A 13916-nucleotide genomic window follows, 5' to 3' on the forward strand; every position below is an offset into this window, starting at 1 on the left:
TATCCCCCTATACTCCTGAGTATGCTGAAAATGCTCCATCTACTGGTATAACAACACCATTTACAAATCCTGATGCATCTTCACTTACTAGATATAATAATGTACCTATTAATTCTTGGGCTTCTCCAAATCTTCCCATTGGTGTGCTATTTAATATCTTGTTGCTTCTTTCTGTTGGTGTTCCATCTTCATTGAATAATAACTTTTCATTTTGTGCTGTTACAAAGAAACCTGGTGCTATAGCATTTACTCTTACTCCTACTTTAGACATGTGTACAGCTAACCATTGAGTAAAGTTACTTACTGCAGCCTTTGCCCCTGAGTATGCTGGTATTTTTGTAAGCGGTGTATATGCATTCATTGAAGATATATTTATTATTGTACACCCTTTTCTATTTATCATGTCTTTACTAAACTCTTGAGATGGAAGTAATGTTCCTAAGAAGTTTAAGTTAAATACAAATTCTACTCCTTTTGGATCTAAGTCAAAGAATGTTGTTAATTCTTCATTATTTAAATCTTCTTCAAATAAATATTCTTTAGTTGTTGTTCCCTTTGGATGATTTCCTCCAGCTCCATTTATTAATATATCGCATGGTCCTAATTTTTCTAAAATTATATCATGAGCTCTTTTTAAACTCTCTTTATCTAATACGTTAGCTTCTATTCCTATGGCACATCCACCATTATCTACTATATCCTTAGCTTTAGCTTCACAAGCTTCTTTTCCAAGTGCAAGTATAGCTACTTTAGCTCCACATTTAGCTAAAGCTTCAACCATAGCCCCACAAAGTATTCCTGTTCCACCTGTTACTACAGCTACTTTATTATTTAAATCAATATTAAATGGTAATTTCATTTATTGTACCTCCACCTTCCTTATATACTTGTATACTAGCATATTATTTTTCCTAATTCAATACTTTTTCCTAAATTTTTACAATAAATTACAAATGAAAAGCACCTGTAAATTACAGATGTATATTTTATATACTTTTATTTGAAAAATACCTTTAGTTTTTCATTTATTAATATAGAATGAAGTTTGAGAATAGAGCTATTTTATTCTTATGCTTAACTGAATTAAAGAAGTTTTTAATTAATTGTAAACATGCCCAAATGCTTAGAGACAATAATTTTTATAATTTTATATATTAAAAATAAAACCGTATCACTTACTTGTGATACGGCTCATCTCTATTTATTCTAATTATCTAAAACAAAAAACTACTTCCAAAAATGAATAAGGTAAAGGTGTGAAAATATTAAAATTGTTATTAAATAACTCTAATGCTATATTGATTAGTATACTAAGAACTTTTCATTAATTACCTTAAGACATTTACTTAATTTCTATTTATTACTTATTTTAATAATTCTTCTTATACTATGTCCGATTAGATATTTTCTTTATAAAAAGCTTCTAATTTTTCAACAGCTTTTCTAACTGGCTCTTCTTTGTCGTATAAATCATAGTGACTTACACCTTCAATAATGAATAAATCCTTTTTCTTTGAAGCTGCTTTATTATAAAGTTCATGACCATCTCTATATGAGCCAAATGCTCCTTGTACATCACCAACAATTATTTGTAAAGGTTGAGTTAGTAAACTTTCTGCTAAATTAAAAGCATCAAAAGCTATCACTGATGCTACACTAGTAAAGTTTAACTTATTTGGAGAGTTAGGACTTTGACCTCTTGAAGTTGTGTAATAATCAACAGCTTCTATAATATCTATATCATTAATACCTGCTTGTTCTCTTTCCTCTTGATTTTTAGGAATCCAATTTGTAATCATTGTTTCAGTCCCACGAGCTTCAGCAGTACGTTGCTTAGAAATTGCTTCTAATGTTTTTATAGGATCACTACTTTCACGATATACACGGCCAATATTAGCACCCACTACTGTACCAACAGCTTTGATTCTTTTCTCTGTCATAGCAGCATTTACTGCATAACCGCCTCCTGCACAAACTCCTAATACACCAATACGATTTTCATCTACAAAATCAAGTGTCGTTAGATAATCTATTGCTGAGCGGATATCTTCAACTCTTGCAGCTGGTTCTTCGATATATCTAGGTTCTCCTTCACTTTCTCCTTGATATGATGTATCAAATACAATAGTTACATATCCTAGTTCAGCAAGTTTTTGGGCGTAGATACCTGCAGTTTGTTCTTTACAGCTACTTCCTGGATGAACACAAACAATTGCAGGATTTTGTTTCTTTTCTTCAGCATTTTCAGGTATATTTAAAATACCTGCTACTTGTAAACCACGTGCATTAAATTTTACATTTTTCTTATTTATTTTCATATTTATTACCACCTTTTATTAATTTATAAAATATACACTTGTGAGTTTTAATACTCTCGTGTATATTTATACTATATTATAAATAGAATCACTTCAATTACCAGATTTATATTTTTGTGTATTAATACACATTTTTTAAATTGTGTATACTAAATAAAAGGAGTCTTTTATATGAATAGTAAAATAGATAGAAGGATTATAAAATCACGAAAACTAATTCAGTCTACATTTTTAACAATGTTGATTAAAGATGGATTTGATGAAATCACGGTTAAAAAAATTACTGAACAAGCTGATATAAGTAGAAAGACATTTTATTTACATTATTTAGATAAATATGACTTACTAGATACAATCGTCAATCAGCAATTAAAGGAATTAGAAGAAATTTGTGAACAAAAAAAAGAAAAAGGATTTATAGAAGGAACGGTTATTTGGTTTAATTATTTTGAGCAACATAAAAATTTCTTTTCGGCTTTGTTTTCGAGTAAAAGCACTGTTTCATTTAGAAAGCAGCTTCTAGATTTCATGATGAACCAACTAAGTAAAAAAATAAATAAGATAAACCCTAAAAAAGATACAGAAATACTTGTAAGATTTTTAAGTATGGCTATACTAGGAATTATAGAATCATTTATATTGGATGAATTAAATTTTAGTACAGATGAAATAGCAAAACAAGTTGGAGAATTACTTGCTCAAAATATCTCCCTATATTCACATTAAAATACTTCATCATGTATTTTAAAAATGTATAGTATAATTGTGAGTAATAACATAAAAATAAACAATATGATCTTTTATTAAATTACTATAATATATAAAATTAAATAAGTAATTTAATCTTTATTAATAAAACTAAAAAGGAGTTAGATCAAAATATGATAAATAAATATTTTAATCTAACTCTTTTGTTTTTACCAACCCCCGAATCGGATTTTTTCCCCCAATAAAATATAAATTAGTTATATTTAATAATTTTGAATTGTTTCACTTATATTATATTGCGTTTCTTTATTTAACTGATTCTTAAAAGCACCTCTAAAAATAAATCTTACAAGTGGTTGTATGAAGAATAATTGTGTAAAAAATGCAAATGGGAAATTAATTACCATGTTTTGCATCCACTGTGCAATAAATTCTACAGTTATACCATGAAATAAAAATGCTGCTACAAATGACATCATCGGACACATTAATACTATTGTTGAACATATCATTACTGTAGTAATTATATATGGCTTTTCTTCTCTTGGATTTACAATACTAAAAGCTATTTTTTCTGAAAGTGGACCTACTATAAGTATTTCTAATATGATTGCAAATACAAATTCAACTGGAATTATCTTAAGTGATTTTATAAATACTTGATTAGACATACCTCCTATTTCAATTGCAAGGTTGTAAATCACAAATAAAGGTACTGTTATCATTACAGTAAAAAAAGCGAAAAATATTTTTTGTAATTTTGTCGTTGGCATATAATATGCTCCTTCCTTTTAATAAAATATTTTTTAATACTTAAACAATAAAAAGACACATATAAGCATTTATATCGTAATCTAAATTACGTAGAAAGCTTCATATGTGTCAGTTATTTCAGTATTTTATTTTTTGTAATAAAAAAGACACATATGAGAATTTTGTACCGTAATCAGATTTACGTGCAATGCACTACATGTGTCGTTTCTTTTAGTTTAATATTTAATTACTTTTTTAGTTTATTATATTTTTTATAAAAAGTCAATTTAAACATTTCTATGAGTTTTATTCAGATTTTCTCAATATTTCTGATACTACTATATTCTTACTTGTACTTATTTGTAAAAAGTTTTACTTAAGAAGTATTTACCATGTAAAAATTTTATTTAATTTGGAATATTAATAATGTAGAAAATTTTATTTACTTAGGAGGAAATGTATTATGCAATTAACACCAGCAGAATTACATAATTTACACGAACTAATTTTAAGTTGTGTAAATAGTATAACAAATATGGCACTATATAAAAACCAGATTACAGATCCAGAACTAAAAGCTATGGTTGAAGCTCAATTTCCAGTTCATATACAGGATTATAACCTTAAGGTAAGATTTGTTAAAGAAGCTAGTGCACCTAATGAAAAATTAAATGTACCTCAGTTAAAAATAAACTTGCAGGACTTTACTACATCTCCTGTACAACCAATACCAGTTACACCTAGAACAGATATCCAGCAATTAAATGATAGAGAAATAGCTACAGGGTATCTTTTAACTTTAAAAAGAGCTGGTAGAGAATATGCTTGGAGTTCAATGGAAGCAACTAATCCAGTATTAAGAGAGTTCTTAAAAGATGCCTTTACAATGGCTTGTAATCATGCTTATGAAGTATCTGGGTGGTTAATTAAAAAAGGATTCTATCCTTTATGCTCTGCACCACAGACAGAAATAGATAAAGTCGGATCTCTTTATAATGAAGTACAGCAATTAAATTCATAATATATAAAAAACACTCATATTTATTAAATATGAGTGTTTTTTATATATTATTTATAAGTTAAGATCCAACTATAGCTCCACCATTAGGATGTAAAATCTGACCAGACATATAACTAGAATCATCACTAGCTAAAAATACAAAACTAGTAGCGACTTCAAATGGTTGGCCTGCTCTATTCATAGGAACTTTACTAGTATCACTGCCAAAAGTTTCTACTTGTTCAGCTGAAAAAGAAGATGGTATTAAAGGAGTCCAAATAGGTCCTGGTGCTACTCCATTTACTCTTATGCCTTTACTTATTAATGACTGAGAAAGAGATCTAGTAAATGTTAGTACTGCCCCTTTAGTTGCACTATAATCTATAAGGAGTGGCTCTCCTTTATAAGCTGTAATAGAAGTTGTATTAATTATAGATGCACCTTTTTTTAAATATGGAAGTGCAGCTTTTGTCATATAGAAAAAAGCATATACATTAGTTTTAAATGTATCATCTAGTTGTTTAGCTGTAATGTCTAGTATACTATTTTGAATAAACTGTACTCCATGATTATTGACTAATATATCAATTTTCCCAAAGCACTCTAGAGTCTTTTCAACAACAACATTAGACATTTCTTCATCTCTTAAATCCCCAGGTATTAATATACATTTTCTACCTAATCCTTCTATATAAGCTTTAGTTTCATTTGCATCCTTATGTTCACAAAGATATGAAATAGCAATATCTGCTCCTTCTTTAGCAAATGCATAAGCTACTGCTCTTCCGATTCCACTATCTCCACCAGTAATAATTGCTACTTTCCCTTGTAATTTACAACTTCCTCTGTAATATGGATTATCTGATATAGGTCTTGGTTCCATAAGATATTCTAATCCAGGCTGACACTCTTGATGCTGTGGTGGAAATAATACTTTTACTTTTTCGCATTTTTCCTTTTTCCCAATACTTTTATAAACTGGATACATATAGCACCACCTCTATTTATTAATTTATAAATAAAATTTAATTCAATATAAATTATATTAATAATTATGCTTACTTATGATAAAATATCCTATAAATAAATGTACTAATTCAATAAAAATAAATAAGCTATATTTTTAACACTGTATTAAAATATAGCTTATTTATTAAAAACACCATTTTTACAAAATATTATTTAAGTCCAAGTTTTTGTCTTTTGCTTATTATATGAGCTTCTATAGCCTTTGCAGCTTCAACTGGATCATCTCCTAAAGCTACTTTACCACCTGTTAGGTTCTCAACATCTTCTGTAAGAAGTTTTACTAGATTAGGAGCACCAGTAACAAATGGAGTAGGAGATAAATGTGTATATGCTCCATATGCTACTGCAAATATACCATCTATAGTAGCCTTTTGTTCCATCCACTCTGGAGCAGTAACTGCTATTGGAAGGTCTGGAATATCAACATCAAGGTGATCTGCTAAAGCAGTAACAAGCATTGATATTCTACCTGTATCAGTGCAAGTACCAAAACTTAGTACAGGAGGTATCTTAAGCATATTACATATTTCCTTTAATCCTTCCCCTGCATATTTTTCTACAGAATCTAAATTGCATAATCCTGCTACTTCAAGAGCATGATTACCACAACCTCCAGCAACTACTAATATATCTCTTTTTATTAATTCTTTTGTTATATTAACTGTATTCCAGTCTTGAGGACCATTTCTCAATGTAGAACAGTTTGCAAGCGCAACAACACCTTTTATTTTACCTTCTGTAATTACATCAACTAATGGATCAAGTTTGTTCCCAAGGGCACCTAAAACAGCTTCTGTTGAAAATCCTGCGATAGCTTTTGTAACATGTTTAGGTACCATAGGTTCAATTTTACCATGTCTTTTCTTAAAGTTTTCTATTGCTATTTTAATTAAATTATCTGACATCTCATTAGCCTTTTCTGGATAATATGGCATTTTATGTTCTGTACCAGGCACACCTATTATTGTACTTATGCTAACTAATGCTACTTGATATTTTTCAGCATATTGATCTATAGCTGGTGGTGAACAGTTTTCGTCCATAGCAATAGCATCTACAGTACCTGTTGCAAGTAGTGGTTCTATAGCCAACCAGTTGCCCATAAGGCCAACAAATACATCGTCTACTTCATATCTTTGTAGCAACTCTTGTCCGGTTTCAATAGAGCCAACTACTCTAATACCTTTAGCACCAGCAGCTATAGCTTCATCTTTATATTCACCTTTTCTAAGTTTTTCTATTGTAAGTGCTCCTATCCAAGGTTGATGTCCATTAAATACTATATTTACATAGTCAGGATCCATTATACCTAAGTCAACATTAACTTCATGAGGCATAGGTGTTCCAAATAATATATCTTGTACCATTTCAAGTCCTATTTGTGCTGTATATATAGTAGATAATCCTAATCTAAGACCTTTTGTAGCAAGTGATACATAGTCTCCATCCACATTTGTTAAACAGCTTGCAATTGAGTTTTCAACTTCATGTTGAACACCAGAAGGATAAATATGAAGTTCTTTCCATACTGGTTTTCTTTTTTGTGGAGCAAAAGCTTCTGTCATTATACTAGGTTGATCAGGACCTACTTTCATTTCTTTATCAAGAAAATCAGCTAACTCAATAGCAAGTTTATTAATATCTTGATTAGCATCTATTCCTACTTTTTCACACATCCATTTTAACTTAGCTTCATCTTTTATTTTAAATGGAGATTTACCTTCCCCAGTAGCTCTAAGTGTTCTAAAAGCTTCAAATGCATGATGACCATATGTAGCTGCACCCATTATATTTCTCATAAGGAAGTTTCTCATAGCCATGGCATCTGCCCCGATACCACAAACGCCTTTATCAACTCCTGTTTTTTCATTAATTCTACAAGGACCATGTGTACATAATTGACAACTTAAACCTTGAAGACAAAACTTACATCTAATTTTTTCTTGCGGCTCCCATCTTGAAAACACACTTGAAAGGCCGTCAGTTTGTATTCTCTTTAACATTTCCTCAACTGAATCATGATAACTTACACGACCTTCTAATCTTTCTCTAATTGTTTCACTCATATTTTTGTATTAATCTCCTTTCTATATGTATATATTATTTAGTATTATTTACATATTATTTACATATTATTTACATACTTGTATTTTGTTATTGAATATAAACCCTACCACTTTTTTACAAATATGCATACAGTGATTATAATTGCTATGGCAAATACTTTTAAAAAGTAGGGGGTAAATGCAACTTAATGATTGTATAGGAGTAAAAAAAGAAATCACTATATTAAAACATAGTGATTTCAAGTATTTTTATAAAATATCATATTCCTTGAGGGTAATAAAATAAGTTATATGGATCATATTTTTCTTTTACAATTTTTAACCAAGGCACATTATTTCCAAAGTAACTATATAAGTAATTAGAGATATTAATGTCACAATAGTTGAGATATCCAAATCCTGCATATGGAAGTAAAGATTTTCTTAAATTGTTTACCCATCTAATTGTATCATTAGCATGCATACTATAATTAAGAGTCCACTGAGCATCAATTTGTACTAATATCTTAGCACCTCTATGAGGATATGCGCTAGGTAAATCTTTATTTTCTGCAATCTTTCCTCCCAATAGAAGAAATCCAATGTTTATAGGTGGCTGTATGGGCGGTGAATTGTCTAAATAGTTAAACATTATTTGGCAAGGTTCTTTTCCCAATGACTTATATGCTAATAATCCTGTAATTTTAAATCCTGTTGGTGTAGGCACAAAACCTGGGCGTTTCTGTACAGATTCATTAAAAGTAATATATTTTGTTGTATAATTTATTTTATTTGGAACTTTTAATAAAAGGCTTAAAGCTTTTTCCATTTCTTTTTCTGTACTTCGTACTCCTACTCCATATAGTAAAATAGTGTCTTTAGTCATAGTAACCTTAATTGTATACCTATTATCTAAATCTTCTCCTACTTTTTGAAATGCTTGAATTACTTCATATCTACTATTTTTAGGCCACATAGCATTCATTACTGTTACTTTATCATTTGGGTGTACTTTAAGGGTAAGCGACACTACCACTCCAAAATTATTGCTTCCTGCCCCCCTTAATGCAGCAAATAAATCTTTATTTTCATGTGAATTGGCAGTTATTATCCTACCAAAAGCATCTACTATTTGTGCTTCTACTAAATTATCACATGCTAGCCCATATTCTCTTTGTAAATATCCAACTCCTCCTCCTAGTGTAACTCCCGAAACACCAATAGATGAACAACTTCCTCCAACAAATGCAAATCCATATTCTTCAAGCTTAGAATAAAGTTGTTCTTGGGTGTACCCTGATCCTATTCTTATATAACCTTTATTAGTATCTATTTCAAAATCAAGTAAATTAGAAACATCTATAACAACAGCATCATCTGCCACAGAAAAAGATTCATAGTTATGACCACCACTTCTACAGCGAATATTTATACCTTTTTTTCTTGCCCAATTTACTGCATTAACTACATCTGTTATGTTATTAGGATATACAATTACCTTTGGGTAGTAGTTAAAATATAAATTTGCATTTCTACGAACAATATTATAAATTTTATCTGCTTTAGTTATAACAAGTCCTGTTAATCCTTCAATCATATTAATTCCACCTCTTTTTGACTATATATTATAAAACCAAACGTAATGTTATAATATGTTAATAACTTTAAGACTGTTATAGTATATAATTAAAGCCATAAATATAAAAATATATTATGAGTAACTTAACATATTCTTAAATATTAAAGGGAGTCGAAATTTCCGACTCCCTTTAATATAAATTTTACTCTACAGATTTTAGTGCATCAATCATATTTACATTTTTTAATTTTATATACATCATCACCATAACTAATATGGCAAAAAACATGGTAATTAAACCAGAGATTACATAACTACTAATATCTACAGTTGGTATCATCATCATATTATCCATCTCTGCTGTACTTACTAAAAATACATATAAAATTTTACCCAAAAATGAGCCTGCAAGTATTCCTAATATTGTTAGTATTATATTTTCTCTAAATATATACATTGCAACTTCATTATCATAAAAACCTAGTACCTTTATTGTAGAGATCTCTCTTATACGTTCAGATACGTTTATATTTATTAAGTTGTATAGTACAACAAATGCTAAACTTCCTGAAGCAACTATTATTACTATCATAACTAATCCTAAATCAGCAGATTCACTCAAGCTTCTTATCTTTGAAGCAAGAGTAACATTTACTACCTTGTCATTTTTCATAAGAGTAGTAGCTATTTTGCTTTCATCCTCTATATCTGAATTAAACTTTAGTAATTGTGCATTATATCTTGGTTCACTTTTAAATATTTTTTTATAATATGATGGTGATAAATATATATAATGACCAGCATAATTTTCTACTATATTATCAACCCTAACTTTATGAGTATTATTATCCGAATCAGTTACATTCATATAATCACCAACAGATACTCCTAAAAGTTTCGCCAATTTTTCATTTATAATTACTCCATCATCTGATAATTTATACTTAGCTTTACTTACTCTATCATTTAATAATATATATTTATTTAACTCATCTATATTTTGTGGTACATACATAGTAGCAGCTTGCTTACTTGTACCTGGTTTACTAAAAGTGACTGACTCTTGATAAATATTTAAACTACTTTCATATCCTTTTAAGTTATTTAAACTTTTATCATATTGTGAATCTTCTTTTTTAGTACTTTTATCCTTAAATACTACTATAGCATCATACTTTAATAATTTACCAAATTGAATGTCCATAAATGAAGAATTAGATTTTTCAAGAGATATTCCTGCAACAAGCATAGCCATACATCCTGATATACCAAGTATTGTCATTAACATTCTTTGCTTATATCTAAAAAGATTTCTAAATGTAACCTTTTGATTGAAGTTAAGTCTACTCCATAAAGGCATAATTCTTTCTAACAATATCTTTTTACCAAGTTTAGGTGCCTTAGTTCTCATTAAATTAGAAGGATTTTCTCTTAATTCTTCTTTTAGTACAATTAATGATGCTCCTACTGTACAAAGTATTGAAGCTACTAAAGACTGAATTATATACGATGGATAATAGTTTATTTTAACCTTTGGTAAAGTAAATGTAGATGAATATGCTTCATTAATTATGTATGGAAGAATACTACTTCCAACTACTATACCAATTACACATCCAAAAGTACTAGCTAATGCTGCATAAACTACAAATTTTCTAGATATTTCTAAATCTTTATATCCTAAGGCTTTTAGTGTTCCTATTTCTACTCTGTTTTCTTCTACCATTCTCGTCATTGTAGTTAAGCATATAAGTGCTGCAACTAAGAAGAAAAATACAGGAAATACTGAAGCTATTTTATCTAAACTGTCAATTGAACCTTTGTAAGTTGAGTAACCAGGATTATCATTTCTATCAAAGAAATAATATTTACTATCATCTAAATCATTTAATTTTTCTTTTTCTTTATCTATCTCTTTTCGTCCATCTATTAGTTTTTCTCTATTTTCCTTGATTTCTTTTTCTCCATCAAAAAGTTTTCTTTCTGAATTGTCAAGCTCTTTTTTAGCCTTATCAAGTTCTATCTGACCTTGTTTTTTACCTTTTACAAGATCTTCTTTCCCCTTTTTAATCTCTTCTTTTCCATTATCTAATTGCTTTTGAGCTTTTTCAAGTTGCACCTTTCCTTCATTAAATTCAATAACTTTTCCTTCATAGGCACTTACCCCTTGTTGATACTGAGTTATTCTAGCTACTAAGGTTTCTAGATTAGCTTTATTTTCACTTAAACTTTTACTAATATTTTCTATTTCCTTTGAGATATTAAGTGCTAAAGAAGTGTTTGTTGGATTTTTTTCTAAACTATTTATTAAATTGCTTAATTCATTTAATCCCAAGCTAGGATTAAATATAATACTCTTCCAATACTGAATTTTTTCATTTGAAATTTTTTCACCTTCATTAAGGTTATTTGCACTTTCTTTCATATCATTTGAAAGTGTATTATATGTTACAATTAACATATTTAAACCATCTATTTGATCTTTATACTTTATTGTACTTTGTGTAGGATCAATTCCTTGGTTTAAAAATTCTTGTTTTGCCTTATCAAGTTCAATTTTAGCTGTATTAAGCTGTTTTTCACCCTCTAAAAATTGCTCTTTTTGCTTATCAAGTTCCCTTTGACCATTATCTAATTGTTTTTTACCTTCAATTAACTTTCTTTCACCATTTTTAATTTCTTGCTGGTACTTTTTCACAAATTGTTCATATTGCTTTTTACCATCAAGAAACTTTATTTTCCCATTTTCTATTTCCCTTTGAGCATCTTCAAGCTTTCTTTCACCATCTTCTATCTCTTTATAAGCTTTATCAAATTCTTTTTGTGCCTCTAATTTTATTTCTTCAATTCTTTCTATAACTCTATTTGAGTATAAATCTTCAAGATATTTATTATTTTCTTCCATCTTTTCTTTGTACTCATCACTATATGCACCAAGTTTTTCTACATTTTTAAATCGTACATATATTTCAGTATACATATCCATTGATATATCAGAGCTATTTAATATTGCAAAGTAATCTACACTTCCTTTTCCAACACTAGTTGTTCCTCTAGACATGTTATCTATATACATAGGACTTTGTACAAATCCAACAATCTTAAAAGTTTTCTTATTAAAATACTTATTTGAGTCTTCATCCGATTCTATTGTATACTTATCACCAATTTTTAGATTTTTATTTTCCTTTAAAGCATTTTCATCTAAAGATATCTCACCACTATTTTTAGGTAATCTACCTTCTGTAACAATAAGTTTATTTATATTGTTAGCATCATTTGGATTATACTCCATAAACTTAACAACATTATTTGTATTAGTTAAGTTTACATCTATACTATGTGTTGCATAGTAATCTAGAATTTTATCATTATTTTCAAGTAACTTTAAATCATTTTCATTAAGACCTATACTAGATACTATCTTGCTATCCATTAAGTTTTGTTGGCTAAAAAATTCATTTATGGATTCTTTTAAGTCTGGTCCACTTGATTTAATTCCAGAGTAAAAGGCAACTCCTAAAAAGATTATGGCTAATATAGAAATAAATCTTGCTTTTGAAGATAATATTTCTCTTGTTATTGATTTTTTATATGCTCTATTTTTCATTTTCTATCCTCTACCACTCTATATTTTCAACTGAAACAGGATTTTCATTTACTTTAACACTTCTAACCTTTGCATCTTTAATACTTATAACTCTATCTGCAATTGGTGAAAGAGCTGAATTATGAGTTATAACAATTACTGTTGTTCCTGTATTTTTACATGTATCTTGTAATGTTTTTAAAATCTGTTTTCCTGTTTTATAGTCAAGAGCACCAGTTGGCTCATCACATAGAAGTAACTTAGGATTTTTAGCTATAGCTCTTGCTATAGATACTCTTTGCTGTTCTCCCCCTGATAATTGAGATGGAAAATTATCTTTTCTGTGACCAAGCCCAACTAACTCAAGAGTTTTATCAACATCTAAAGCATTCTTTGAAATTTGTGTAGCAAGTTCCACATTTTCTTTTGCAGTTAAATTTTGAACTAAATTATAAAACTGGAATACAAATCCTACATCATATCTTCTATAATTTGTAAGCTGTTTTTTATTAAACTTGGATATATCAACGTTATCAATAATTATCTTACCTTCATCACAAGTATCCATTCCCCCAAGTATATTTAGTACAGTTGTTTTACCAGCACCACTAGGACCTAGAATAATAACAAATTCTCCTTTTTCTATAGAAAAGTTAATACCATTATTTGCTACAATAGTATTTTCCCCAACCTTATATATTTTGTATTCATCTATTATTTTTATATATGACATCTATACCTCCCCTATCTATATGGACTATTAAATACTAAATGTTATTAAATAGACACCTTGTTTGCTTAATGCTATAATACTAAGTATAAATAATATATAAACTAGTTACAATAATCATATATTTTCATATTGTTATTAAATAGACATTTTAGTTATTTTTGT

The 13916-nt window shown here is 28.8% G+C and carries 10 protein-coding genes; 2 read left to right on the forward strand and 8 right to left on the reverse strand.

The window, feature by feature from the left end; all coding sequences use genetic code 11:
- Positions 1 to 7 precede the first annotated feature (7 nt).
- Both FRIFI_RS07705 and FRIFI_RS07710 read right to left on the reverse strand, forming a co-directional pair.
- Positions 8 to 859 (reverse strand): SDR family oxidoreductase, encoded by an 852-nt coding sequence (locus tag FRIFI_RS07705; protein ID WP_166505522.1) that lies wholly within the window; start codon positions 857 to 859, stop codon positions 8 to 10.
- A 538-nt stretch (positions 860 to 1397) separates the two neighbouring features.
- Positions 1398 to 2318 (reverse strand): alpha/beta hydrolase, encoded by a 921-nt coding sequence (locus FRIFI_RS07710; protein WP_166505523.1) that lies wholly within the window; start codon positions 2316 to 2318, stop codon positions 1398 to 1400.
- A gap of 237 nt (positions 2319 to 2555) precedes the next feature.
- On the opposite strand from FRIFI_RS07710, the gene FRIFI_RS07715 reads away from it, so the two are divergent.
- Positions 2556 to 3044, forward strand: a complete 489-nt coding sequence (locus FRIFI_RS07715) for a TetR/AcrR family transcriptional regulator C-terminal domain-containing protein (protein WP_202819458.1) — start codon at positions 2556 to 2558, stop codon at positions 3042 to 3044.
- A gap of 245 nt (positions 3045 to 3289) precedes the next feature.
- On the opposite strand, the gene FRIFI_RS07720 is transcribed toward FRIFI_RS07715, so the two are convergent.
- Positions 3290 to 3799: a DUF2798 domain-containing protein gene (locus FRIFI_RS07720; RefSeq protein WP_166505525.1), complete on the reverse strand. Its 510-nt coding sequence runs from the start codon at positions 3797 to 3799 to the stop codon at positions 3290 to 3292.
- A 443-nt stretch (positions 3800 to 4242) separates the two neighbouring features.
- Here FRIFI_RS07720 and FRIFI_RS07725 point away from each other — a divergent pair, with 443 nt between their 5' ends.
- The gene (locus tag FRIFI_RS07725) at positions 4243 to 4800 is read left to right on the forward strand and encodes a spore coat protein (protein ID WP_092925549.1); all 558 of its coding nucleotides are present in this window, start codon (positions 4243 to 4245) and stop codon (positions 4798 to 4800) included.
- Between the two features lie 58 nt (positions 4801 to 4858).
- Here FRIFI_RS07725 and FRIFI_RS07730 read toward each other — a convergent pair whose 3' ends face one another.
- The 5 genes from FRIFI_RS07730 to FRIFI_RS07750 all read right to left on the reverse strand — a co-directional run bounded on the left by FRIFI_RS07730 (position 4859) and on the right by FRIFI_RS07750 (position 13754).
- On the reverse strand, positions 4859 to 5767 hold the full coding sequence (locus tag FRIFI_RS07730; RefSeq protein WP_092925547.1) for an SDR family oxidoreductase: 909 nt from the start codon (positions 5765 to 5767) through the stop codon (positions 4859 to 4861).
- Positions 5768 to 5957: 190 nt separating this feature from the next.
- On the reverse strand, positions 5958 to 7874 hold the full coding sequence (gene cooS / locus FRIFI_RS07735; protein WP_166505526.1) for an anaerobic carbon-monoxide dehydrogenase catalytic subunit: 1917 nt from the start codon (positions 7872 to 7874) through the stop codon (positions 5958 to 5960).
- Between the two features lie 259 nt (positions 7875 to 8133).
- Positions 8134 to 9450 carry an FAD-binding oxidoreductase gene (locus FRIFI_RS07740; protein WP_166505527.1) on the reverse strand — a complete coding sequence of 439 codons (1317 nt, stop codon included), beginning with the start codon at positions 9448 to 9450 and terminating at the stop codon, positions 8134 to 8136.
- A gap of 184 nt (positions 9451 to 9634) precedes the next feature.
- Positions 9635 to 13042: an FtsX-like permease family protein gene (locus FRIFI_RS07745; protein WP_166505528.1), complete on the reverse strand. Its 3408-nt coding sequence runs from the start codon at positions 13040 to 13042 to the stop codon at positions 9635 to 9637.
- A gap of 10 nt (positions 13043 to 13052) precedes the next feature.
- Positions 13053 to 13754: an ABC transporter ATP-binding protein gene (locus tag FRIFI_RS07750; RefSeq protein WP_092925539.1), complete on the reverse strand. Its 702-nt coding sequence runs from the start codon at positions 13752 to 13754 to the stop codon at positions 13053 to 13055.
- Between the last annotated feature and the right edge of the window lie 162 nt (positions 13755 to 13916).

Source organism: Romboutsia hominis (genome assembly GCF_900002575.1).
GTDB lineage: Bacteria > Bacillota > Clostridia > Peptostreptococcales > Peptostreptococcaceae > Romboutsia_C > Romboutsia_C hominis.